The organism is Pseudomonas syringae group sp. J254-4, assembly GCF_032586855.1.
Classification (GTDB): Bacteria; Pseudomonadota; Gammaproteobacteria; order Pseudomonadales; family Pseudomonadaceae; genus Aquipseudomonas; species Aquipseudomonas amygdali.
In genome coordinates this window covers 213122-236956 of record NZ_JAWHOO010000004.1, presented here as the reverse complement: position 1 = coordinate 236956, position 23835 = coordinate 213122, and the positions used below count along the sequence as shown (strand labels likewise).

At 57.9% G+C, this 23835-nt stretch carries 18 protein-coding genes and 2 pseudogenes; 9 read left to right on the top strand and 11 right to left on the bottom strand.

The features are described from left to right. The first annotated feature begins 2 nt into the window (after positions 1–2). Both RYB09_RS07680 and RYB09_RS07675 read left to right on the top strand, forming a co-directional pair. A complete protein-coding gene (locus RYB09_RS07680) occupies positions 3–3137 on the top strand; it encodes an efflux RND transporter permease subunit (protein ID WP_058400774.1) in 3135 nt (1044 codons plus the stop codon). After that, complete coding sequence (locus RYB09_RS07675) at positions 3134–4594, top strand: AdeC/AdeK/OprM family multidrug efflux complex outer membrane factor (RefSeq protein WP_058400773.1); 1461 nt, start codon at positions 3134–3136, stop codon at positions 4592–4594. Before RYB09_RS07680 ends, RYB09_RS07675 begins: the two co-directional genes overlap by 4 nt. Before the next feature lie 66 nt (positions 4595–4660). On the opposite strand, the gene RYB09_RS07670 is transcribed toward RYB09_RS07675, so the two are convergent. The 5 genes from RYB09_RS07670 to pcaR form a co-directional block, all read right to left on the bottom strand. Beyond that, positions 4661–5962 carry an MFS family transporter gene (locus tag RYB09_RS07670; RefSeq protein ID WP_058408078.1) on the bottom strand — a complete coding sequence of 434 codons (1302 nt, stop codon included), beginning with the start codon at positions 5960–5962 and terminating at the stop codon, positions 4661–4663. A gap of 142 nt (positions 5963–6104) precedes the next feature. Beyond that, positions 6105–7310 carry a 3-oxoadipyl-CoA thiolase gene (gene pcaF / locus RYB09_RS07665; protein WP_316887794.1) on the bottom strand — a complete coding sequence of 402 codons (1206 nt, stop codon included), beginning with the start codon at positions 7308–7310 and terminating at the stop codon, positions 6105–6107. Further along, on the bottom strand, positions 7307–8089 hold the full coding sequence (locus RYB09_RS07660; RefSeq protein WP_170947368.1) for a CoA-transferase subunit beta: 783 nt from the start codon (positions 8087–8089) through the stop codon (positions 7307–7309). The genes pcaF and RYB09_RS07660 overlap by 4 nt, the downstream gene beginning before the upstream one ends. After that, positions 8086–8943, bottom strand: a complete 858-nt coding sequence (locus RYB09_RS07655; RefSeq protein WP_058400839.1) for a CoA transferase subunit A — start codon at positions 8941–8943, stop codon at positions 8086–8088. Before RYB09_RS07655 ends, RYB09_RS07660 begins: the two co-directional genes overlap by 4 nt. Positions 8944–9144: 201 nt before the next feature. Further along, positions 9145–9987: a pca regulon transcriptional regulator PcaR gene (pcaR, locus tag RYB09_RS07650; protein ID WP_003363842.1), complete on the bottom strand. Its 843-nt coding sequence runs from the start codon at positions 9985–9987 to the stop codon at positions 9145–9147. An 836-nt stretch (positions 9988–10823) separates the two neighbouring features. On the opposite strand from pcaR, the gene RYB09_RS07645 reads away from it, so the two are divergent. Next, entirely contained in the window at positions 10824–11021 is a 198-nt protein-coding gene (locus tag RYB09_RS07645) for a hypothetical protein (RefSeq protein ID WP_058400770.1), read from the top strand. Between the two features lie 205 nt (positions 11022–11226). Then, on the top strand, positions 11227–12699 hold the full coding sequence (locus tag RYB09_RS07640; RefSeq protein ID WP_058400769.1) for an inorganic phosphate transporter: 1473 nt from the start codon (positions 11227–11229) through the stop codon (positions 12697–12699). A 49-nt stretch (positions 12700–12748) separates the two neighbouring features. Here RYB09_RS07640 and RYB09_RS07635 read toward each other — a convergent pair whose 3' ends face one another. Together RYB09_RS07635 and purU are read right to left on the bottom strand one after the other, a co-directional pair. Further along, entirely contained in the window at positions 12749–12949 is a 201-nt protein-coding gene (locus RYB09_RS07635; protein WP_122258126.1) for a hypothetical protein, read from the bottom strand. Positions 12950–13027: 78 nt separating this feature from the next. After that, entirely contained in the window at positions 13028–13879 is an 852-nt protein-coding gene (gene purU, locus RYB09_RS07630) for a formyltetrahydrofolate deformylase (protein ID WP_003363851.1), read from the bottom strand. A 357-nt stretch (positions 13880–14236) separates the two neighbouring features. On the opposite strand from purU, the gene mvaT reads away from it, so the two are divergent. Continuing rightward, on the top strand, positions 14237–14617 hold the full coding sequence (mvaT, locus tag RYB09_RS07625) for a histone-like nucleoid-structuring protein MvaT (RefSeq protein ID WP_002554971.1): 381 nt from the start codon (positions 14237–14239) through the stop codon (positions 14615–14617). Positions 14618–14687: 70 nt separating this feature from the next. Here mvaT and sbcB read toward each other — a convergent pair whose 3' ends face one another. Then, positions 14688–16118 (bottom strand): exodeoxyribonuclease I, encoded by a 1431-nt coding sequence (gene sbcB, locus RYB09_RS07620; RefSeq protein WP_058400767.1) that lies wholly within the window; start codon positions 16116–16118, stop codon positions 14688–14690. A 180-nt stretch (positions 16119–16298) separates the two neighbouring features. On the opposite strand from sbcB, the gene RYB09_RS07615 reads away from it, so the two are divergent. Genes RYB09_RS07615 through RYB09_RS07600 form a run of 4 tightly spaced genes read left to right on the top strand, consistent with a single transcriptional unit; the run spans position 16299 to position 20791 of the window. After that, complete coding sequence (locus tag RYB09_RS07615) at positions 16299–17024, top strand: RDD family protein (protein WP_316887790.1); 726 nt, start codon at positions 16299–16301, stop codon at positions 17022–17024. Next, positions 17021–18001: a stage II sporulation protein M gene (locus RYB09_RS07610; RefSeq protein ID WP_316887788.1), complete on the top strand. Its 981-nt coding sequence runs from the start codon at positions 17021–17023 to the stop codon at positions 17999–18001. The genes RYB09_RS07615 and RYB09_RS07610 overlap by 4 nt, the downstream gene beginning before the upstream one ends. Then, a complete protein-coding gene (locus tag RYB09_RS07605) occupies positions 17988–19577 on the top strand; it encodes a DUF4129 domain-containing protein (RefSeq protein ID WP_316887786.1) in 1590 nt (529 codons plus the stop codon). Before RYB09_RS07610 ends, RYB09_RS07605 begins: the two co-directional genes overlap by 14 nt. Next, positions 19574–20791 (top strand): DUF4350 domain-containing protein, encoded by a 1218-nt coding sequence (locus RYB09_RS07600; protein WP_219170119.1) that lies wholly within the window; start codon positions 19574–19576, stop codon positions 20789–20791. Before RYB09_RS07605 ends, RYB09_RS07600 begins: the two co-directional genes overlap by 4 nt. Positions 20792–20911: 120 nt before the next feature. Here RYB09_RS07600 and RYB09_RS07595 read toward each other — a convergent pair whose 3' ends face one another. From RYB09_RS07595 to RYB09_RS07585, 3 genes and pseudogenes are all read right to left on the bottom strand, one after another. Continuing rightward, complete coding sequence (locus tag RYB09_RS07595; protein ID WP_219170121.1) at positions 20912–22297, bottom strand: GntP family permease; 1386 nt, start codon at positions 22295–22297, stop codon at positions 20912–20914. A gap of 531 nt (positions 22298–22828) precedes the next feature. Continuing rightward, positions 22829–22963, bottom strand: a pseudogene (locus RYB09_RS07590) (D-amino-acid oxidase); the annotation flags it as partial. Then, positions 22951–23595, bottom strand: a pseudogene (locus tag RYB09_RS07585) (haloacid dehalogenase type II). The pseudogenes RYB09_RS07585 and RYB09_RS07590, both read right to left, overlap by 13 nt. Positions 23596–23835: the final 240 nt, after the last annotated feature.

Here is a 23835-nt window from a genome sequence, read left to right as displayed (position 1 = left end):
CCATGTCGAAATTCTTTATTGATCGACCCATTTTTGCCTGGGTTATTGCCCTCGTGATCATGCTGGTCGGTGCGCTGTCGATTTCCAGCCTGCCGATCAACCAGTACCCGAGCATCGCACCACCAGCCATCGGTATTCAGGTTACCTATCCGGGCGCTTCTGCCCAGACGGTGCAGGACACTGTGGTGCAGGTGATCGAGCAACAGCTCAACGGTATCGACAACCTGCGTTATGTGAGCTCGGAAAGTAACTCCGACGGCAGCATGACTATTACCGCGACCTTCAATCAGGGCACCAACCCCGATACGGCGCAGGTTCAGGTGCAGAACAAGCTCAACCTCGCGACCCCGCTGTTGCCACAGGAAGTGCAGCAACAGGGTATCCGCGTGACCAAGGCAGTGAAGAACTTCCTGATGGTGATCGGCCTGGTGTCCGAAGACGGCAGCATGGGCAAGGAAGACCTGGCCAACTACATCGTGTCGAACATGCAGGACCCGATTTCCCGGACCTCCGGTGTGGGTGACTTCCAGGTCTTCGGTTCGCAGTACGCCATGCGTATCTGGCTGGACCCGGCCAAGCTGAACAACTTCCAGCTGACTCCGGTGGACGTGAAAAACGCGATCACTGCGCAGAATGTTCAGGTATCGTCCGGCCAGTTGGGTGGCCTGCCGTCCATCAGCGGCCAGCAACTGAACGCCACGATCATCGGCAAGACGCGTCTGCAGACCGCCGAGCAGTTCGGCAACATCTTCCTCAAGGTCAACACCGACGGCTCGCAGGTTCGCCTCAAGGACGTCGCGACTGTTGGCCTGGGCGCAGAGAACTACAGCACCGACTCGCAGTTCGACGGTAAACCGGCATCGGGTCTGGCGATCAAACTCGCGACCGGCGCCAACGCACTGGATACCGCCAAGGCTATCCGTGCGACCGTTTCGTCGCTGGAGCCGTTCTTCCCGCCAGGCATGAAAGTCGTGTACCCGTATGACACCACGCCAGTGGTCAGCGAATCGATCAACGGTGTGGTTCACACCCTGATCGAAGCGATCGTGCTGGTGTTCCTGGTGATGTACCTGTTCCTGCAAAACTTCCGCGCCACGGTCATCACGACCATGACCGTACCGGTGGTATTGCTGGGCACGTTCGGCATCCTCGCGGCATTCGGCTTCACCATCAACACCCTGACCATGTTCGGTATGGTGCTGGCCATCGGCTTGCTGGTGGACGATGCGATTGTGGTGGTGGAAAACGTCGAGCGGGTGATGGAGGAGGAAAAGCTCTCCCCGCGCGACGCCACGATCAAATCCATGACCCAGATCCAGGGTGCGCTGGTCGGTATTGCGCTGGTGCTGTCGGCGGTTCTGCTGCCCATGGCGTTCTTCGGCGGCTCTACCGGGGTGATCTACAAGCAATTCTCGATCACTATCGTCTCGGCCATGGCCCTGTCGGTGGTTGTCGCCCTGATCTTCACCCCGGCGCTGTGCGCCACCATGCTCAAGCCTATCGATGAGAAGACCCACGGCCAGCCAAAACGTGGTTTCTTCGGCTGGTTCAACCGCACCTTCGACCGCAGCGTTCTGAGCTACGAACGTGGCGTCGGCAACATGCTCAAGCACAAATGGCCGGCCTATCTGGGCTATATCCTGATCTGCGCAGGCATGGTCTGGATGTTCATGCGTATCCCGGCCGCGTTCCTTCCGGAAGAAGATCAGGGCGTCATCTTTGCCCAGATTCAGACCCCGGCAGGCTCCTCGACCGAGCGTACGCAGGAAGTCATCGACAACATGCGTGAATACCTGCTGACCAAGGAAAGCGGCGCAGTGAAGTCGGTGTTCTCGGTAAACGGCTTCAACTTTGCGGGCCGCGGCCAAAGCTCGGCGATTGCGTTCGTCATGCTCAAGCCGTGGGAAGAACGGGATTCCAACAACAGCGTCTTCGAGCTGGCCAAGCGCGCTCAGGGCTATTTCTTCAGCCTGCGCGACGCAATGGTGTTCGCGGTCGTTCCACCGTCTGTTCTCGAGCTGGGTAACGCCACAGGTTTCGACGTTTACCTGCAGGATCAGGGCGGCGTGGGTCACGACAAACTGATGGAAGCGCGTAACCAGTTCCTCGGTATGGCGGCGCAGAGCAAGGTTCTCGCAGGCGTGCGTCCGAACGGGCTGAACGACGAGCCACAATACCAGTTGATCATCGACGACGAACGCGCCAGTGCGCTGGGCATTACCCTGTCGGACATCAACAACACACTGTCCATCGCGTTGGGTGGCAGCTACGTCAATGACTTCATCGACCGTGGCCGTGTGAAGAAGGTGTACATCCAGGGCGATGCGGGTGCCCGTATGACGCCTGAAGACCTCAAGAAGTGGTACGTGCGCAACAGCTCGGGTGAAATGGTGCCGTTCTCGGCCTTCGCCAGCGGCAAATGGACCTACGGCTCACCGAAACTGTCGCGCTACAACGGCGTGGCAGCAGAGGAAGTGCTCGGTACTCCTGCCCCGGGTTACAGCAGCGGCGAGGCGATGGCCGAGGTAGAAGCCCTGGCCAAGAAACTGCCGCAAGGTATCGGCATTTCGTGGACCGGTCTGTCCTACGAGGAACGTTTGTCCGGCTCGCAGGCCCCTGCCCTCTACGCGCTGTCGTTGCTGGTGGTGTTCCTGTGTCTGGCGGCGCTGTATGAAAGCTGGTCGATTCCGATCGCGGTCATCCTCGTGGTGCCGCTGGGGGTTATCGGTGCACTGATGGCGACCAGCCTGCGCGGCCTGTCCAACGACGTGTTCTTCCAGGTGGGCTTGCTGGTGACGGTGGGTCTGGCGGCGAAGAACGCCATTCTGATCGTCGAGTTCGCCAAAGAGCTGCACGAGCAGGGCAAGAGCCTGGTCGACTCGGCAATCGAGGCGTGCCGTATGCGTCTGCGCCCGATTATCATGACGTCCATGGCGTTTATCCTCGGCGTTGTGCCGCTGGCAATCTCCACGGGCGCAGGTTCAGGTAGTCAACATTCGATCGGTACTGGTGTAATTGGCGGTATGATCACGGCCGTTATCCTGGCGATCTTCTGGGTGCCCCTGTTCTTTGTCTCGGTTTCAGGGCTCTTCAAGAGCAAGAAGAAACATATTTCACACGATGAGGCTGGCCAATGAGCAAGTCATTGATCTCTCTTGCAGTTACCGCGTTCATTCTCGGCGGCTGCTCTTTGATCCCCGAGTACAAGCAGCCGGAAGCACCGGTCGCCGCACAATATCCGCAAGGGCCAGCGTACTCGCCGGTCGAAGGCGCCAAAATGGCCGCTGCGGAGCAAGGCTGGCGGCACTTCTTCAATGATCCGGCGCTGCAACAGCTGATTCAGACTGCACTGCTCAACAACCGCGACCTGAGGGTCGCGGCCCTGAACATTGACGCCTACCGTGCCCAGTACCGTATTCAGCGCTCGGACCTGTTCCCTGCTGTTTCGGCGACAGGTAGCGGTACTCGTCAACGCGTGCCAGCCGAACAGTCGCAGACCGGTCAAGCAGGCATCACCAGCAGCTATTCGGCAACGCTGGGTGTCAGCTCGTACGAGCTGGACCTCTTTGGCCGGGTGCGCAGCCTTAGCGAGCAGGCGCTGGAAACCTACTTCTCCAGCGAAGAAGCGCGTCGCAGCACCCAGATCAGTCTGGTGGCCAGCGTCGCCAATGCCTACATGACCTGGCAGGCCGACAAGGAACTGCTCAAGCTGACGCAGGACACCCTCAAGACCTACGAAGAAAGCTATCGCCTGACCTCGCGCAGTAATGAAGTCGGTGTTTCCTCGGCCCTGGACCTGAGCCAGTCACGCACCGCCGTCGAAAGCGCGCGTGCCAAACTGGCTCAGTACGAGCGTCTGGTTGCACAGGATCAGAACAGTCTGGTGCTGCTGCTCGGCACCGGGCTGCCCGACAACCTGCCGGCCAGCCACTTGCTGGATTCCGACATGCTGACCGAAATGCCGGCTGGCCTGCCGTCCGACCTGCTGCAGCGTCGTCCGGACATTCTGGAGGCCGAGCATACGCTCAAGGCAGCCAACGCCAACATTGGCGCAGCACGCGCAGCGTTCTTCCCGAGCATCAGCCTGACGGCCAGTGCCGGGACCAGCAGCACTGAGCTGTCCGGCCTGTTCAAGGGAGGCTCGGGAACCTGGCTGTTCCAGCCGAGCATCAATATCCCGATCTTCAACGCCGGCAACCTGCGCGCCAGCCTGGACTACTCGAAGATCCAGAAAGAAATCAGCGTCGCCAACTACGAGAAGGCGATTCAAACCGCCTTCCAGGAGGTGTCTGACGGCCTGGCTTCGCGCAAGACCTACGACGAGCAGCTCCAGGCGCAACGTGACTTCGTCGCGGCCAACCAGGACTACTATCGTCTGGCCGAGCGTCGCTACCGGATCGGTATCGACAGCAACCTGACCTTCCTCGACGCCCAGCGCTCGTTGTTCAGTGCGCAACAAACGCTGATCACCGATCGCCTGTCGCAGCTGACCAGCGAGGTCAACCTGTACAAGGCCCTCGGCGGCGGCTGGTACGAAAGGACCGGGCAGACCGAAACCATCTCCAAAGAGAAGCCTTCGGTTCAACTGTTCTGATTTAAAGCGGCACACAAAAAAACCACCTGATCAGGTGGTTTTTTTGTGGCCGAAACAAACCTGCGATCAATGGTCCTGATGCAGGTACTTGGGTTCTTTGGGCAAACGCAGACTGAACAGGAACGCTACCGCCATCATCGCCGTCACGTACCAGTAAAAGCTGTTTTCCATTCCGGCACTCTTGAGTTTCAGTGCAACCCACTCAGCCGAGCCGCCGAACATTGCGTTGGCCACTGCATAAGCAAGCCCGACGCCCAGTGCGCGAACCTGGGGAGGAAACATCTCGGCTTTGACCAGCCCGCTGATCGAGGTGTAGAAACTGACGATCGCCAGCGCCAGGGTAATCAGCACAAAGGCTATGAACGGGTTGGTGGTGGTCTTGAGCGTCATCAGGATCGGCACCGTACACAGCGTACCCAGGGCACCGAACAAGAGCATCGAATTGCGACGGCCGATACGGTCCGCAAGCATGCCGAAGAAAGGCTGCATGCACATGTACAGAAACAGCGCGCCGGTCATGATGTAACTAGCGGTCTTGGCTTCCATGCCTCCGGTGTTGACCAGGTATTTCTGCATGTAGGTCGTGAAGGTGTAGAAAATCAGTGAGCCACCGGCGGTGTAACCCAGCACGGTGATGAAGGCCGCTGCGTGATGCTTGAACAGTGCGGCAATACTGCCTGCATCCTTGTCCTGACGGCTTTCGGCGGTAGTGGTTTCATTGAGTGTGCGACGCAGCAGCAAGGCAATGACAGCAGCGGCCGCACCGATCACGAACGGGATACGCCAGCCGTAGTCACGCAGCTCTTCGGTGGTCAGAAACTGCTGGAGGATGACCACTGTCAACACGGCAAGCAACTGGCCGCCGATCAGGGTGACGTACTGGAACGAGGCATAAAAACCGCGCTGCCCGCGTAAGGCCACTTCACTCATGTACGTGGCCGTGGTGCCGTATTCACCGCCCACCGACAGGCCTTGAAGCAGGCGCGCCATGAGCAGCAAGGCCGGTGCCCAGGCACCGATCGAAGCGTAGGTTGGCAAGCAAGCGATGATCAGCGATCCCGCGCACATCATGGTGACCGAAATCAGCATGGAGTTCTTGCGGCCATGCTTGTCCGCCACACGGCCAAACAACCAGCCACCAATCGGGCGCATCAGAAAACCAGCAGCAAACACGCCTGCGGTGTTGAGCAACTGTACCGTCGGATCATCGGAAGGAAAAAAGGCAGGCGCGAAATAGATCGCGCAGAAGGCGTAGATATAAAAGTCGAACCATTCGACCAGGTTGCCCGATGACGCCCCGACAATCGCGAAGATTCTTTTGCTTCGCTCCTCGCCGGTGTAATGCGGTGCTTTTGAAGTTGTAGTCATTATTTTCCCCACGCGGATTTGTCCATAAGCAACAATCTGTAACATCCTACTCACCCAAGCACAACAACCCGAACCAGCGGATTGCCTTTTCGTGGAGGCAATCCGCTGAGTCGGGTCATTGAACCGTGGGTTATGTCGGGGGTTATGGGCGTTCTATCGCCAGGGCAAGGCCCTGCCCTACGCCGACGCACATGGTTGCCAGACCTTTGCGTCCCCCGGTTTTTTCCAGGTGGTGCAACGCAGTCAGCACCAGCCGCGCGCCGCTCATGCCCAGTGGATGGCCGAGCGCAATGGCCCCGCCGTTGGGGTTGACCTGCGGTGCGTCGTCCGCAAGGCCCAGCTCGCGCAGAACTGCCAGACCCTGGCTGGCGAAGGCTTCGTTGAGCTCGATGACGTCGAAATCAGTCACCGCAAGACCCAACCGTTCGACCAGCTTGCGTACCGCAGGCACCGGGCCGATGCCCATCACCCGAGGCGCAACCGCCGCGCTGGCCATACCCAGTACACGGGCACGGGGCGTCAGGCCGTGCTTTCTGACAGCTTCGGCCGAAGCCAGAATCAATGCAGCAGCCCCGTCGTTGACCCCGGAGGCATTACCTGCGGTGACAGTTTTGTCCGCGCCGTTGACTGGCTTGAGTTTGCTCAGGGTTTCCAGGCTGGTATCGCTGCGCGGATGCTCGTCCTTGTCGACGATGGTTTCGCCTTTTTTGTGCGCAACTCGTACCGGCACGATCTCTTCCTCGAAAAAGCCCGCAGCCTGGGCAACGGCAGTGCGCTGCTGGCTGCGCAGGGCGAAAGCGTCCTGATCGGCTCGAGAAATCCTGAAGTCGGTTGCAACGTTGTCGCCTGTCTCGGGCATTGAGTCCACGCCGTACTGCGCTTTCATCGCCGGGTTGATGAAGCGCCAGCCGATGGTGGTGTCTTCCAGCTTCATGTTGCGCGAGAACGCTGCATCAGCCTTGCCCATCACGAACGGCGCACGGGACATCGACTCAACGCCACCGGCAATCGCCAGTTCGATTTCGCCGGAAGCGATGGCACGGAACGCGGTGCCGATGGCGTCCATCCCGGAAGCACACAGGCGATTGAGGGTCACCCCCGGCACGCTTTCCGGCAGCCCCGCCAACAGCGCAGCCATGCGCGCAACGTTGCGGTTGTCCTCACCGGCCTGGTTGGCACAGCCGAAGAATACTTCGTCGATCTCTTCCCAGTTGACCGATGGGTTGCGCTCCATCAGTGCCTTGATCGGCACCGCGGCCAGGTCGTCGGCACGCACCGAAGACAGCCCGCCGCCAAAGCGACCGATGGGTGTGCGAATCGCATCGCAAATAAATACTTCACGCATCACGCTTCTCCTGCAACCTGACCATGAGCGGCGGCAGTCCGGGCTTCCAGATCACGCAGCGCCGTCAGCTCGACCTCGGTAGGCTCTTCGGAAACGACCACTGTGTCGGCAAAGCGGATCTCCCAGCCCGTGGCAGCGATCACCTGCTCGCGAGTCACGCCAGGGTGCAGCGTGGTCACAACGAACTCGTTGGTGTCAGCTTCCGGCTCCATGATGCACAGGTCGGTAATGATCCCCACCGGGCCTGCACCGGGCAGCCCCAGGCGCTTGCGCGAATCGCCGCCCTCGCCATGGCCGACTGAGGTAATGAAGTCCAGCTTGTTGACGAACGAACGCGCCGACTGCTTGAGAATGATCAGCACTGACTTGGCCGAACCGGCGATTTCCGGCGCGCCACCGGCACCCGGCAGGCGCACCTTGGGATGATGATAATCACCGACAACGGTGGTGTTGATGTTGCCGAAGCGGTCCACCTGCGCTGCGCCGAGAAAGCCGACGTCGACGCGCCCACCCTGCAGCCAGTAACGAAAGATTTCGCTGGTGGACACCACCGTGTCGGCGGTTTCCGCCAACTCGCCATCGCCAATCGACAGCGGTAACACGGTAGGTTTGGCACCAATCGGGCCGGACTCGTAGATCAACACCACGTCGGGCGCTGATGTCAGACGCGCCAGGTTCGCAGCCTTGGAGGGCAGACCGATGCCAACGAAGCATACCGAGCCATTACGCAGACGACGGGCTGCGGCAACGGTCATCATTTCACTGGTGGAGTAGGTCATTATTTGGCCTCCGAAGCGCGAGCCAGCTTGCTCTGGAATTCACTGAAATCTGCGGTGCCGTGGATGTATTCATCGATCCACGCGGTGAAGGTGTCACGGTCCCGGGCAATCGGGTCCCAAGCCTGGTAGAACGGGTTGTCACGCTCGTAATAGCCATGCGCATAAGACGGGTGAGCACCACCGGGCACCAGACACACGGCGCTCAATGCCCAGGTCGGCAGTACGCAGGAATTCATCGGCGCTTTCAGGTCATCGACAATTTCTTCCACCGTCACAATGCAACGCTTCGCAGCCAGCGCGGCCTCTTTCTGCGCGCCGAGAATTCCCCAGAGCAGCACGTTGCCTTTGCGGTCGGCTTTCTGTGCATGGATAACAGTCACGTCCGGGCGTACCGATGGCACCGCCGCCAGCACCTCACCGGTAAACGGGCAGGTCACCGTCTTGATCAGCGGGTTGACCTTGGGCAGGTCGGACCCGGCGTAGGCGCGCAGCACCGCGAACGGCAGGCCCGACGCACCAGCCACGTAGGCGTTGGCGAGGTCGGCATGGCTGTGCTCTTCAATTTCCATCGCGCGCGGCCATTGCTTTTCAACGGCATCACGCAGGCGGTGCAGAGAACCGACACCGGGGTTGCCGCCCCACGAAAAAATCAGACGCTTCGCACAACCGGCACCGATCAACTGGTCGTAGATCAGGTCAGGCGTCATGCGCACGAGGGTCAGGTCTTTTTTACCCTGACGGATAATTTCATGACCAGCGGCGGTAGGGATCAGATGCGTGAAGCCTTCCAGCGCAACGATGTCGCCATCGTTGACCAGTTGCTTCACCGCATCGCGTAGAGAAAGAATGTCTGCCATGAGGTGCTCCGAACCCAACATCACGTTCAATAAACAGCGCGAAGACCTGCGCCGGAATGAAAATGAGGTTATGCCTGAGCAGGCGGGCAAACAATCCGATAATCGACTAACCGTTCGGTAACCGAACAAATTCAGCGAACTAACAGTCGCTTCACGAGCTCGGATAACCAGGCTCGTTTAACCATACGCAAGCAAACAAGGTCAGGTAAACAGCTGCGTACTGAGGTCGCGACTGGCATCGAGCATGATCGGCAAAAAGCGCTGTTCCAGCTCGCTACGTGCCACACGGCCGGCGCTGGTACTGACATTCAGCGCCGCCAGCACCTGGCCCGACGCATCATAGACCGGCACGGCAATCGAGCGCAGCCCCTGCTCCAGTTCCTGATCGACAATACACCAGCCTTGTTGACGAACCAGTTGCAGACATTCCAGCAGCGCTTCCGGCGTGCGAATGGTACGACTGGTCTTGGGCTGCAGATCGACATGATCAAGGTATTCATGCAACGACACATCATCCAGCGCGGCCAGCAGAATTCGGCCCATGGACGTGCAATATGCCGGAAGGCGACCGCCCACCGACAGGTCGACCGAGATCAATCGCTGCGTGGTCGCCGAGCGCGCTATATAAAGGATGTCGTCCCCTTCAAGCGTGGCCATGTTGCAAGCCTCGTGCAACTGATCGCTCATACGGTCCAGATAAGGCTGCGAAGAAGTCGCCAGAGGCGTAGATGACAGATAGGCGTGGCCCAGGGTCAGCACTTTGGGCAGCAGCGAGTACGTACGACCATCGGTGGTCGCGTAACCCAGCTTGATCAACGTATGCAGACAGCGACGCACTGCAGCCCGGGGAATTTCCGTCCGGTGGCTGATCTGGGCAATGGTCAGGTGCCGCTTGCGCTCCTGAAATGCATGAATAACGGCAAGCCCGCGCGCCAGCGAAGTCATGAAATCCGGGTCACCGGTCAGCGCCTGAATGCGCTTTGCGGGTGACGCCACGATGGGCGGTGCCAATGAGGCAAAAGATTTACGCAGTTCATCGTTCATTGACACACCCTCTGTAACTCCCTTTCAGGCCCTGTGGAGCGCAGGTTTCAGGTCTATTGGAAGCAGTGAAGACAGCCTCTGCTTGTGCGATTATCGAACAGGTGGCCGATAATCGCAATTGACCCGCCGTAAATATACTTATACCTTTACCTCTGCCACGAAGTGACTTCTTGGAAATTACTGGTCAGGTACCCACTGAGAAGTCCAAGGCAGCGGCCTTGCTTACCAAGCAAGGCCGTTTTCATTGCGGCAGCGCCTGCTGCGCATGAACACGCCCCGCCTGCTGAACCCCGCATCACAACTCCAGACATCGTGCATATAAAACTCTCTGAATTTCATCGTCAGGGTTTTGTCACCAGGTGTGTAAAATTTGTTTTATAAAAGTTCCGTCATATAAATGGCTCACTAAAACTTCGGAACAATCGTACAAAAAAACCAGACCTGTGAACTTATTCAACCTCTGTTGTTGACGTAACAGAACTTCTTGGAGATAGTATCCATCAGTGGGTCGGCAACACCCTCGCAAACGATTGATCCGTTCACCCGATTTCTGCCTCGATTATCCCGTCGAAGCGCTGTCACGGTGCACCATCGCCGCGCGATCAAAGGGAAGCCTGCCAGCGCAAGCCTTGCGCTCGAAATCACACACATGTCGCTACGACAGCTGTTTCTCTGGTGTACGTAGCCGCAGGCAATAACAGGATGTTCCGCAACCTCTTCGGGCAATGGCCCGAGCAGGTCTCTGACTGTATCTGGTATACAGTCCGAATGGCGTGAACATACTTGCATTGTTTTGCGTCATCACCAGAACTCAATCGACTCGATCAGGTATTACAGTGACTAAAGATGAACTGCGCGCGGAACTTGAGCGCCAGGAACAACGTTACAAGGATGTCTACGGCGGTGAAATCACCACCTACGCCGCGCAACCGGAACCGGAACGCAAGCCTTGGCGCAAAAGAGCCAGCCTGCTGGATCAGGCGTTCAAGCAAGAATTGCAAAAAATGGAAGAAGGCCTGAAAGAAGAGCAGTGACATCGCGGGTCTCATGATCCCCGACTGCTCATCTCTGCCTTCCAGCCCCCGGAACTAACCGCCTTACAGCCTCATTGAGCATTCAACGGGGCGGCGCTCATGCGTCTTTTTTTTGGTTTGAGGCGACACCTCGCAGTGACGACAAGTCGTTCGGTATTTTTTCTGTCATAATCGCGCCCCCTTCAGACCCGGTCAGAAAACCTACATGATCGATTTATTCAGCGGGCTTGATGCCTGGGTGCTTGTGAGCCTTTTGCTCGCCCTGGCTTTTGTCCTCACCTTCGAGTTCATCAACGGCTTTCATGACACCGCCAACGCGGTGGCGACAGTCATTTATACCAAAGCCATGCCGCCTCATCTGGCCGTGTTCTTCTCTGGTGTATTCAACTTCCTCGGCGTGCTGCTGGGCGGTGTGGGCGTTGCTTACGCCATCGTCCATCTGCTGCCGGTCGAACTGCTCATCAACGTCAACACCGGACATGGCCTGGCCATGGTGTTCTCGCTGCTGGCGGCGGCCATTACCTGGAACCTCGGTACCTGGTACTTCGGTATCCCGGCCTCCAGTTCGCACACCCTGATCGGTTCGATACTCGGTGTCGGTCTGGCCAATGCACTGATCAACGGCATCCCGTTGGCCGACGGCGTCAACTGGCAGAAAGCGATCGACATTGGTGCTTCGCTGGTGTTCTCGCCGCTGGCCGGCTTCATCGTTGCAGGCCTGGTGCTGGTTGCGCTGAAATGGTGGCGCCCGCAGTCGAAGATGCATAAAACCCCGGACCAGCGTCGCAAGCTGGACGACAAAAAGCACCCGCCATTCTGGAACCGTCTGGTGCTGGTCATTTCCGCAATGGCGGTCAGCTTCGTACATGGTTCGAACGACGGCCAGAAAGGCATCGGCCTGATCATGCTGGTGTTGATCGGCATCGTGCCCAGCCAGTTTGTACTGGACCTGACCAGCACGACCTACCAGATCGAACGTACCCGCGATGCGACCCAGCATCTGAGCCAGTTTTATCAACGCAACAGCAGCACGCTGGGCGAATATCTGGCCATGGGCAAAGCTGAAAAAGGCGACTTGCCGTCCAGCTCTGCCTGTAATCCGAAGCAGACCGAACCCACCATCGACGCGTTGCTCGACCGCCTCAAAGGCGTGTCCGACTACCACTCGCTGGCCCCTGAAAGCCGTATCGAAGTGCGCCGCTATCTCTTGTGCCTGGACGACACGGCCCGCAAGGTCGGCAAACTTCCAGACCTGTCAGCGCGTGAAAAGTCCGATCTGGAGAAACTTCGCAAAGACCTGACCACCACCACAGAATACGCACCGTTCTGGGTAATTCTGGCAGTCGCACTGGCACTGGGTATCGGCACCATGGTTGGCTGGAAACGCGTGGTACTGACGATCGGCGAGAAGATCGGCAAGCAAGGCATGACTTACGCACAGGGCATGTCGGCGCAAATCACTACCGCCTGCGCCATCGGCATGGCCAACGTGTTCAGTCTTCCGGTATCTACCACCCACATCCTGTCATCAGGTGTTGCCGGGACCATGGTCGCCAACAAGAGCGGCCTGCAAGGCGGAACCGTTCGCACCATCCTGCTGGCCTGGGTGCTGACCCTGCCTGCAACGGTAGCGTTGTCCGCAGCGCTGTTCTGGCTGGCCTCCAAGGCACTGTCCTGATTCAGAGCCCCTCAGGCGGTGCAGCCTTGCACTGCCTGAAGGGCTTGATTCACCCCTCCCCCTTCGCTCCTTTCTCGACAAGCCTTTCATCGGGCACTTCCGATTGCTGCAATTCACGCCATAGCGCTGCCGCACCGTCGAAATCGGCACCGTTTTCCGGAGTCAGGGCGGCGGGGTCATAGCGACTGAGACAGCCCTCGCCAAGTGTGGCGGGAGCGGTGGATGTGGCTTTATCGAGAGGATCGGTCATTGGCTGTCACCTTGAGCGTTGCACCATTGCCGACGAGCCAGGTCGGGAGCGCGACAGGCGCACTCCCGAAAAGATAGATCAGTCGAAGACGACTGTCTTGTTGTCGTGTACCAGAACACGGTCTTCCAGATGAGCGCGCAGGCCGCGGGCCAATACCATCTTTTCCACGTCGCGACCGAAGCGCACCATGTTTTCGATGCTGTCGCGATGGCTGACGCGCACCACATCCTGTTCGATGATCGGGCCGGCATCGAGCTCTTCGGTCACATAGTGGCAGGTTGCGCCAATCAACTTGACGCCACGCAAAGACGCCTGATGATAAGGCTTGGCACCGACGAAGGATGGCAGGAAGCTGTGGTGAATGTTGATCACCTGATGGGCATATTCACGGCACAGTTGTGGCGGCAGAATTTGCATGTAACGCGCAAGAACCACAACGTCAGCCTGATGATGCCCGACCAGACGCGAGACTTCGGCAAATGCAGGCTCCTTGTCTTTCGGGTCTACCGGGACATGGTAATAAGGGATGTCATGCCACTCGACCATGCTGCGCAGGTCCTGGTGGTTTGAAATCACACAGGCTATGTCGCAGTCGAGTTCGTCGCTGTGCCAGCGGTGCAGCAGGTCGGCCAGACAGTGCGATTCGCGGCTTGCCATGAGCACGACGCGCTTCTTCTGCGCCGAGTCGGTGATGCGCCAGTCCATCGAAAACTCTTCCGCGATCGGCGTGAACGCTTCACGGAACCCGTCCAGGTCAAAAGGCAGGGTGTCGGCGCGTATTTCGTGACGCATGAAAAACCAGCCGCTGAGATTGTCCGAATGATGACTCGCTTCGGTGATCCAGCCGTTATGGGACGCCAGAAAGTTACTGACTTTGGCAACGATGCCTACACGGTCCGGGCAAGCAATCACCAGACGAAAAGTGCGCATTGGGGGAAACTCCAGAACTTCGCAAAGCCGCTATTCTAGCGGCTGCGCAGCAAAACTGCAGTATCTTTGCTGCCTGAATGTGCAGGCCGAAAAGGACACCGCCCAGGCAAAAGATTGCACCGTGCCACTATCGACTTTTACCCCCCGCGACGCTTAACAAGACCTATATAAAGGAGGGCTTTATAGCGAGGATCTTTTGAAGGTGGCTCGGCGCCTGCCTAGTTCAGACGTCTGTAGGACGCGTGTATATTGCTAAATAATTCAAATAAAACTTTTATTTAATGTTTACTTGCTGATTTACAGTGACTATTATTGCCCCACTGTATCCCTGCAACCTACACAACATAAGGTCTCCTCATGTCCCTGATCAACGAATACCGCGCCACAGAAGAAGCCATCAAAGAACTGCAAGCCCGTTTGAAGAACCTGTCGCAAGACGACAAACTGCAAACCGAGCTGGAATTCGAAGGCAAGCTGCGTACGCTGATGGGCGAATATCAAAAGTCGCTGCGTGACATCATTGCCCTGCTGGATCCGGATGCCAAGGTAAACAAAGCCCCCCGTGGTGGCGCTGTTAAACCTGCCGGTACCAAACGCGCCCGTAAGGTCAAGCAATACAAGAACCCGCACAACGGTGAAGTCATCGAAACCAAAGGTGGCAACCACAAGACATTGAAAGAGTGGAAAGCCAAGTGGGGCAGTGACGACGTCGAAAGCTGGGCCACTCTGCTGGGCTAAGCTTAAAACGGTCGCGCTTCATTGCGATTGCAAAAACGCCAGCCTGCTGGCGTTTTTTATTGTCCGTTATTTATACACCCAGACGTTTACTCAGCGCCTGCGCGTAATCCTGCCACTGGCGCAACACCTCCAACTGCTCTGGCGCGGCACTAAGAGAGCATTCAGCCAGCGCAGTCGCAAAGTCCTTCAGGGTGTTGGGTGCGCCCCGTTCCGGGTCGCTCAGACGCTGCTGACAGAAGTCTTGCCAACGTTGTTGCTCTTCACTGCTCAAGGTGTCAGGAAAGTTACGAGCCCGGTACCTGAATAACAATTCAGGCAATCGGGCGTCATCAAAAGGCCACGCGTCACGCGCCAGTTGTTCGGGCTCGGCTTGCCGAACTTGCTCGCACAGTCGACGATCACGATCACCGATAAAACCGTCATATAACTGCTGTTCTGGATCCTCACTTGCGGCAAAATCTTCCTTGCCATAAAGGACTCGCAGTTTATCCTGCCAAACTTCCGGGCTTTCACTCAATTGCGTTGCACGTGCCTGGTAGCCCGTCATATCCAATTGCAGCCGCTGCTGATCTTCGCTGCGCAGCACCCCCAGGGGGGCGATCACCGGGCAACGGTTTATATGCAGTAATTTGAGCGGCACCGGCAATTCGCCTTCCCCCAGCGCGTCATGCCGGGTATATAAACGCTGCTTGAGTACTTCAGCGTCGTCTTGCAACAACGGTGAAGGGTCAAGGTGCAGGTCACAGACGATCAGGGCGTTGCGGTTATGCGGGTGCCATGCCAGCGGCAGTACCACGCCAAGGTAACTGCGTGCCGCAGAAAAACGTCCCGATATATGTACCAGTGGCTGCATCAGACGAACCTGCTCCTGGACTTTCTGTTTACTGCGCAGTGTAAACAGATAGTCATAAAGCTTCGGCTGTTTTTCACGAATCAGGCGCGCCAGGGCAATAGTTGCACGCACGTCGGATAACGCATCATGCGCCTGTCCGTGATCAATGCCGTTGGCAGCAGTCAGTCGTTCCAGCTTGAGTGTGACCCGGCCGTCCTGTTCGGGCCAGACAATGCCATCGGGGCGCAATGCATAGGCTGCGCGCACGACATCGATAAGATCCCAGCGGCTGTTACCGCCCTGCCACTCGCGTGCATAAGGGTCGAAGAAGTTGCGATAAAAACTGTAACGCGTGACTTCGTCGTCGAAACGCAGTGTGTTGTACCCCGCACCACAGGTACCTGGCGCAGAAAGTTCGGCATGTACGCGAGTCATGAAATCCGCCTCGCACAAGCCTTTTTCTGCCAGCGTGGCCGGCGTGATTCCGGTGATCACACAGGCAGCGGGATGGGGCAGAATGTCGTCACTTAGCTGGCAATGCAGATTGACCGGCGACGCGATTTCATTGAGTTCGGTATCGGTGCGGATTCCGGCCATCTGCAACGCACGATCATTGCGCGGGTTGATGCCGGTGGTTTCGTAGTCGTACCAGAAAATGCTGGAAGTCACGGGCTGATCCTGCACAAAAGACCCGCGAAGTGTAGGGCGTGACAGGTATCATTGCCTAATCGGGTAATATCCGGCGTACCGGGAAATGTTTTCTTACAGCCCGCGTCTTGAATGGTCGGTTGCTTAGCTCCGCTGCGATAGCTAGCATCAGTTTTCGTTTTCAGGCGCGTCCTCCCGACAATGTCATCTCCTCCCGCTTCGCCAAGGAATGCAGCGCTGCCCACGCCACTGGACACCCGCATTGAAATCGAGACGCCGGAAGGCATCGATATGGTTCTTCGCCCTGCCGGACTGGTTTCCCGCGCATTGGCGTTCGGTATCGACTTCGCGATTCGCGCAACCCTCATCGGCGTGTTCTTTTTACTCTTGCAGTGGTTTGACAAGCTCGGCATGGGCATGGCCGCCATCGTGTTTTTTCTGATCAACTGGTGGTACATGGTGCTGTTTGAAGTGCTGAGTCAAGGGCGTACTCCCGGAAAGCGGATACTAGGCTTGCGGGTGGTGCACGATGACGGCACGCCGATAGACTGGTCCGCGTCGTTGATACGCAACCTGCTGCGTTTCGTCGACATGCTCCCGCTGGGCTACGGGCTGGGTGCAATCAGTTGCCTGAGCCATCCATTATTCAAAAGGCTGGGTGATCTCGCAGCCGGGACGCTGGTCATCTATAGCGACCAGCCGATAACGCGCCCCACCCTGCCAGAGGCAGAACCGGTGATTGTGCCGTTCGCCCTGCATCTGGATGAACAGCGGGCAGTGCTCAGTCTGGCGGAACGACAAGGTGAACTGTCCATTGCCCGCACCCGGGAGCTGGCGGCAATTCTTGCAGAACCCTTGCACATCCCCGCTGATAAAGCGGTCGCTCATGTAAACGGCATCGCCCGCAACCTGCTGGGGCATAAATGAAGCAGAGCCTGTTTGAAACCCGCCATAAAGATGAGTGGCAACGCTTTGGTCAGCGCCTTGATGCGCTGGAAAACGGCAAGGCCGATGCCAATGCCTGCGAAACATTCCCCGGTGATTATCGACGCGTCTGCCACCACCTGGCGCTGGCACAGGAGCGTGGCTACAGCAGCCACCTGGTCGACCCCTTGCATCAACTGGCCATGCGTGGCCACCAACAGCTTTACCGACACCGCAGTGCGATGGGCGCTCGTCTGCTGGGCTTTGTTCTCGGAGGCTTTCCACGACTGGTGCGCGCCGAGTGGCGTTTCGTCCTGGTCGCCAGCCTGTTGTTCTTCGGCAGCCTGATCGGTATGGGGCTGCTGGTCTACGGTTTTCCGCAGCTGATCTACAGCATCGTCAGCCCTGAGCAACTGGCCGACATGCAGAGCATGTATGACCCATCGGCCAACCGGATCGGACAACCCGCCGAAAGAGCCTCCGACGCGGACTGGATGATGTTCGGCTACTACATCATGAACAATATCGGCATTGCCTTTCAAACCTACGCCAGCGGTTTGCTGTTCGGGCTGGGCAGCCTGTTTTTTCTGCTGTTCAATGGATTGATGACAGGCGCAATTGCCGGTCATCTGACCGACATCGGCTTCGGGCAGACATTCTGGACATTCGTCATCGGTCACGGTGCTTTCGAGCTGACCGCCATCGCCCTGGCCGGGGCGGCGGGTCTGAAACTGGGATGGGCTTTGCTGGCCCCTGGAAGGCTGACGCGCAGTACCGCGCTGCGTGTTGCGGCCAAGTCCAGTGTGCAACTGATCGGCGGGGTCATCCTGTTTCTGCTGATTGCGGCATTCATCGAGGCTTACTGGTCATCGATGACCTGGCCCGGACCGCTGCTCAAGTACCTTGCAGGTGCCGCCCTATGGCTGCTGGTCGCTGCGTATCTAACCCTGGCAGGACGTACAGCTCATGCGCCTGACTGAGTCAAACGTCGCCATACGCCCTCGATCCCCTTGGGAAGCCATCGACCTGGGCGTGCTGCTCGCGGGTCGTCACCGCGGTCTGCTGATGAGCAGTTGGGCAATCGTCACCCTGCCCGTTTTCTGCCTGCTCAGCGCACTGCTATGGGACTATCCCACGGCCGCCATTCTGCTGTTCTGGTGGCTCAAGCCTGCGTTCGAACGCTTGCCGCTGCTCATCCTGTCGCAGTCACTGTTCGGGGCAACGCCTACCCTCGGGCAAGCCCTCAAGGCGTGGCCCGCGACCTTGAAAAGCCAGCTGTTGCCAAGCCTGTTGTGGCGAAGACTCTGCCTGAGTCGCAGCTTTCAGTTGCCGGTGCAGCAACTGGAGCATCTGGCAGGCACGGAACGCGACCTGCGTATCAGCCTGCTCAGCCAGAAAGACCTGCGCGCCGCTCGGCTGCTGACCATCGTCGGCGCACACCTGGAATACTCATTGTGGATAGGTCTGCTGATCCTGCTTTACGCGTTTATTCCGCAGCAGATCCAGATCGACTGGCACTGGATGAGTCTGCTCGACGTTGAAAACCAGTGGCTGTGGATCGACTACCTGACCAACCTCTTCTATGCACTGGCGCTGGTACTCTGGGAACCCATCTACGTTGCGTGCGGCTTCACCCTGTACCTCAATCGCCGAACGGTTCTTGAGGCGTGGGATATAGAGCTGGTTTTCAGACGCCTGCGTCAGCGCCTGATCGGCAGCGCCTATGTAGTGTTGATCGGTGTCGGACTGGTGCTTTCGACGGCACCGGCCACGGTCTGGGCCGAACAACAGAGCTACAGCTGCCCGCTGCCCGATACCAGCGCGACAGAACCGCCTCTCTCACTCGCAGCACCGGACACGCCGCGCCTGACCCGCCAGACACTGACCAGCGAAGCGGCACGTAGCGAAATACACAGCATCCTGCAACAGCCGCCCTTCAAGAACCCCAAAACCGAGACAGGCTGGCGCTTCCCTGAAAAACAGAAAAGCCAGTCTGTGATTCGGGACACGCACGACCAGGGCTGGCTGCTTACCTGGCTCAATCGGCTTCTTAGGGCCGCGAGCGCCATGGCCAGCCTGATTGAGGTGCTGCTGTGGGGCGTGGTTATCGGCCTGACCGGGCTGGTGCTCTGGTATTACAGAGACTGGTTCAAGACCTTTGCAAGCCGGGTGCCCGGCAGAACAAAAACCACACGCCCGGCTCCACGGCAGCTATTGGGCCTGCAAGTGAATGCCGAAAGCCTGCCTGACGATGTCGCGGGCCGGGCCGAGCAGCTCTGGAACAGCCAGCCTCGTGAAGCCCTGAGCCTGTTGTACCGCGCACTGCTCAGTCGCTTGCTGAGCGACTATCGATTGCCGTTGAAAAGTGCCGATACCGAAGCTCAGGTACTGGCGCATATCGCTGCGCTGAACAAGCCGTTGCTCAGTGAATTCAGTCATGACCTGACCATGCACTGGCAAAACCTCGCCTACGGGCATCGACTGCCACCGGTGCATGCCCGGCAGCAGCTTTGCGATGGCTGGCGTCGCCTGTTCAATCCGGCGGTGCAGGCATGAGCCGCCGCACCGGAATACTGATCGGGCTACTGGCCCTTTTACTGCTGACAGGCGCAGGGCTTTACCTCAGCCGTCACCTGGAGCGCTACGAGAAAACCGTGGATCAGGGCCCCTCGCCACAGGCAAAGGCCAATCCCTGGCTTGCGGCCGAACACTTCCTGCGTGGCCTCTCCATCACGGTAAACACCACTGAGACACTGGCCGGACTTCCCGACCCGAGTCAGAGTACCCAGACGCTGCTATTGCTCAATGACCGGGAAGACATGACACCTGCGCAAACCGAACGGCTGCTGAACTGGGCCGAAGCGGGCGGGCACCTGCTGGTAGTGGCCGAGCAACTCTGGAATGAGAAAAAAGGTCGCAGCGGCGATCTGTTGCTGGACAGGTTGCAGGTTCATCAATACCTCACTACGGACATCAATGCGCAGGAACAACAGCTGAACGACGCTCAGCCGCCACTGCCCATCCCGTTGATGACGCCCTCCCCCAAACGCAAAAAAGAGCCCTGGCCGGAATTGACCCGCTTGTATCTGGAAAACGAAAGTGCCCCGGCATACATGAGCTTCGATCCTGCGTTCCATCTGGAAGACCCGCAAGACCATGCACAGTCGTGGGCCAACAGCGCTGATGCCACACACCTGCTGCAAATAAACCGTGGTAACGGATTGATCACGATTGTTACTGACGCCAACCTGTGGAAAACCCGCTCGATCGGCAACTATGACAATGCCTGGCTGCTCTGGTATCTGACCCAAGGCAGTGAAGTGACCCTGGTGCTGCAAACCGAACACGACAACCTGCTGACCCTGCTGCTGCGCAACTACCCTCAGGCACTGCTGATGCTGGCATTGCTGATTGGCCTGGGCCTTTGGCACATCGGCCTGCGCGAAGGCCCGATGCGTCTGCCCGCCCCACTTGCACGCCGCCAACTGACCGAGCACCTGCGCGCCAGCGCCGAATTCCTTCGCAGGCGCAGCGGGCAACAGACGCTGATAAAGAGCCTGCAACAAGACATCCTGCGCCGCGCCCGCCAGCTTCATCCAGGTTTCGAGCGGCTGGCCATTGCCGAACAATGGCAGGTGCTTTCGCGCCTGACGCGACAGCCCACCAGCGCCATCAGCGACGCCCTGCGCCCTCGCCCGCCGCAACGCGTCTCACACAGCGAATTCACCCGTCAGGTAGCCCACCTGCAAACGCTCAGGAATGCCCTGTGATCTGGCACTGGCGAATCGTTGGATATCTGCGATATTGAAATCAAACCTTTAGAAGCTCATGGGTACGTAGTGTTGGATACCTCATTTGGGTAGGCTTCGGCGCTGCGAATGAGTCCCGACTCAAGTTACTGTAATAATTGCATTCAAGATCAACACCACAACCAATCCGACCACCGCCACAATGGATTGAACCACCGAGATAGTCTTCGTCGCTTCTCCCATTGTCATGCCAAAGGACTCCTTTACCATCCAGAAGCCTGCATGGTTCGCATAATTGAAAAACAGCGAACCGCAGCCGATTGATAATGCCAGCAAGGGCAAGTTAAGGGTGGGATCAGCACCCGCAAGTGGTGCCAGCAAGCCTGCAGCCCCTACGATGCCCACAGTTGCGGAGCCAGTGGAGACCGAGAGTAACATCGCAATCAGCCAACCCAGGATTAACGGAGGGAAGGCAGACTGCTGGGTCAGGTGCACGATAGCATCGCCTACCTTGGCACTGGTTAGCATCTCCTGAAATGCCCCGCCTCCTGCGATGATCATGATGATGGAGGCAATAGGCTTGAGGCTTTTACCCAGCGAATCGCGCACCTTTTCGGCGTCGCCACCGCGCGCCAGTACCAGACTTGCGCCGGCGAAAAGCACGCCTAAGAGCATGGATATCAGAGGGTTGCCCACGAAACTGGCCATTTGCAGCATCGCATTACCCTTGGGTAGCACCATCTCGGCGACGGCATTGATCAGCATCAGGATCGCCGGTAGCAAGGCTGCCAGTACGCCGAGCAAAACGCCGGGACGGGGTTGATTGTCGGTTTTTTCGGCCAGAGTGAACTGATCAAGTAATGCCTGATCAGGCCTGGTGCTCATGCGCTTCGAAATGAACGCGCCGTAAAGTGGACCGCCCAAAATCATTGCTGGAATAGCCGCGAGAAAACCGTAGAGCATTGTGGGCCCCACTGAGGTTTTGAGTGCGGCGATGGCCGTCAATGGGCCAGGGTGCGGCGGTACCATGCCATGCATGGCCGCGAGCGCCGAAATCACTGGAACACCCACATACACATACGCCGAGCCTTTGAAGCGAGCCTGGCTTTCCAGCTTTCGCGCCACACTGAATATCAGCGGCAGCATAATTACCAAACCCACCTCGAAAAACATGGGTATGCCCACTACAAACGCAACCATCATCATTGCCCAAGGTATCAGGCGATCCGGGGTGCGCTTGAGGATGACCTCGGCCAGCTGCTCCGTGACGCCAGCATCAGCCAGGATTTTGCCTAGCATCGCGCCAAGCGCGATTACAATCCCAACGGCCCCTAGTGTCTTTCCGGCACCGGCGATCAAGTGAGCGACAATGCTTTCTGGCTGCATTTGGGTGGCAAAACCCACACCAACAGAAACTACCATCAGGGCCAAAAGCGGGTGCATCTTGAGGCGCGACACGATCAGTGCCACCAACACCACGACGCTTACAAGCGCGGTCATTAGAAGCTGTATATCTATGCTAGTCATGAAAATATCTCAGTTGGGCTGGCGCTGAGGCTGCACTCAGCATTTGAAAAACCGGTTCGAGACGTAACGCTCGACGGAGCACGCAAAAAACCAGACAGCGTATGGGTGCCTTCACGTGCAACACCCGTTTCAGGAAAGGCAAACACTTCGCAACCTGCTGCCATGTCACTGCTGTCAGGTAGTTCAGTCAGGAGGTCAACATGGAAATAGGCATGAGAGCGACGCCACTCTAGCGGGGTGCCGGCGTAGTCACGGGCCAGGGTGCCAGTGATTGGTTGCAATCTGCTGGGCCAACTGGTCATGAAGATGTTGATACAGCGGCAAACGGGCATCGTTGGACAGAGCATTCATTGACCTATTCGCCTTGTTATATAGTCATATATATGAATCGCAGCAAAGTATTTCCCCAATGACAAAAACTTGTCAAGACTGATCTTCTTTCATAAGCAAGATCGGGTCGTAACTGCAGACAGAGGGCAGATGCAAGCTGTGTTCAGGGACGCCAGCTAATCTGCGGAGCAATGCAGTCGATCAGAAGTCCGCCACTTTACTCCAGGCTGATTTCCGGAATCGGCCCGGGTGATACGGTCGCGGATCAACGATCGGGGGTGCGACGCTGACAATATCGGCAATCAAGTGACCCGCGCCGGGGCTTAAAGACCGACCAATCCTGGCAATCCGCCAATGTCCGGGATCTGGTGGTAGCCGAAGGCGACATCCGCCGGCTGCTAATGGCCGCGGGCGACGAAGGCTTTGTGCTTGATTTTCATGTCATGGGCCGACATCAAGTCATAACGGAAGCTTGAAGATACGTGCAGCACATCCTCAGGCGCGCAGCCAAGGCTATCGAGCATGAACTCAAACGCTGCCAGGCGCGGTTTATAGGCTTGAGCCTATTGGGCGGTGAACACTTTGTGGAACGGCGCTCCGAGCTTGTTGACGTTGGACATGATTTGTTCGTCCATGGCGTTAGAGAAAATTACCAGTGGAATCTTGTCGGCGATTTTTGCCAGGCCCGCCGGTACATCCGGGTGCGGCCCCCAGGTCGGCACCGCGTCGTAGTAGGTCTGGCCTTCATCGCGGTATTCGATGCCCCATCGCTTGCATGTTCGCGCCAGCGCGGTTTTGAGAATTTCATCGTAAGGCCGCCAGTCGCCCATGACCTGGTCCAGACGATACGCAGCGAAATCCTTGATGAATTGCTCCAGGCGCTCGGGGCCGATGCGATCGGCGAACAGCTCGCGCGTCAGGGCCGCCGTCTTGAAGTTGGTCAAGGTGTCGTAGCAGTCTAAGGTGATGTACTTGGGACGAAGAAAGCACTGCTTTTGTCGAGCATTGGGAGGATTTGAGCACCAAGTTGCTAAGAGCCAATTTTGAGCGACGCTACTCCTGAATAAAGCCGGAGGGGCACTGCCTGTGAGTGCCCGATCCTGGTCGATTGCTGTCTTTACGTAACAGGCACGCAAACGCACCTGCCTTTCAGACAGAAAAGGCATCCTTGCGTAGATATCTATCTTTAGTGCAGACGGCAGCTATGT

What these genes read in the sequence shown, in the direction of transcription:
- RYB09_RS07680 (WP_058400774.1), top strand. Translation starts at nt 3, where the DNA reads ATGTCGAAATTCTTTATTGATCGACCCATTTTTGCCTGGGTTATTGCC.
- RYB09_RS07675 (WP_058400773.1), top strand. Translation starts at nt 3,134, where the DNA reads ATGAGCAAGTCATTGATCTCTCTTGCAGTTACCGCGTTCATTCTCGGC.
- RYB09_RS07670 (WP_058408078.1), bottom strand. Translation starts at nt 5,962, where the DNA reads ATGACTACAACTTCAAAAGCACCGCATTACACCGGCGAGGAGCGAAGC.
- RYB09_RS07655 (WP_058400839.1), bottom strand. Translation starts at nt 8,943, where the DNA reads ATGGCAGACATTCTTTCTCTACGCGATGCGGTGAAGCAACTGGTCAAC.
- pcaR (WP_003363842.1), bottom strand. Translation starts at nt 9,987, where the DNA reads ATGAACGATGAACTGCGTAAATCTTTTGCCTCATTGGCACCGCCCATC.
- RYB09_RS07640 (WP_058400769.1), top strand. Translation starts at nt 11,227, where the DNA reads ATGATCGATTTATTCAGCGGGCTTGATGCCTGGGTGCTTGTGAGCCTT.
- RYB09_RS07635 (WP_122258126.1), bottom strand. Translation starts at nt 12,949, where the DNA reads ATGACCGATCCTCTCGATAAAGCCACATCCACCGCTCCCGCCACACTT.
- purU (WP_003363851.1), bottom strand. Translation starts at nt 13,879, where the DNA reads ATGCGCACTTTTCGTCTGGTGATTGCTTGCCCGGACCGTGTAGGCATC.
- mvaT (WP_002554971.1), top strand. Translation starts at nt 14,237, where the DNA reads ATGTCCCTGATCAACGAATACCGCGCCACAGAAGAAGCCATCAAAGAA.
- RYB09_RS07615 (WP_316887790.1), top strand. Translation starts at nt 16,299, where the DNA reads ATGTCATCTCCTCCCGCTTCGCCAAGGAATGCAGCGCTGCCCACGCCA.
- RYB09_RS07610 (WP_316887788.1), top strand. Translation starts at nt 17,021, where the DNA reads ATGAAGCAGAGCCTGTTTGAAACCCGCCATAAAGATGAGTGGCAACGC.
- RYB09_RS07605 (WP_316887786.1), top strand. Translation starts at nt 17,988, where the DNA reads ATGCGCCTGACTGAGTCAAACGTCGCCATACGCCCTCGATCCCCTTGG.
- RYB09_RS07600 (WP_219170119.1), top strand. Translation starts at nt 19,574, where the DNA reads ATGAGCCGCCGCACCGGAATACTGATCGGGCTACTGGCCCTTTTACTG.
- RYB09_RS07595 (WP_219170121.1), bottom strand. Translation starts at nt 22,297, where the DNA reads ATGACTAGCATAGATATACAGCTTCTAATGACCGCGCTTGTAAGCGTC.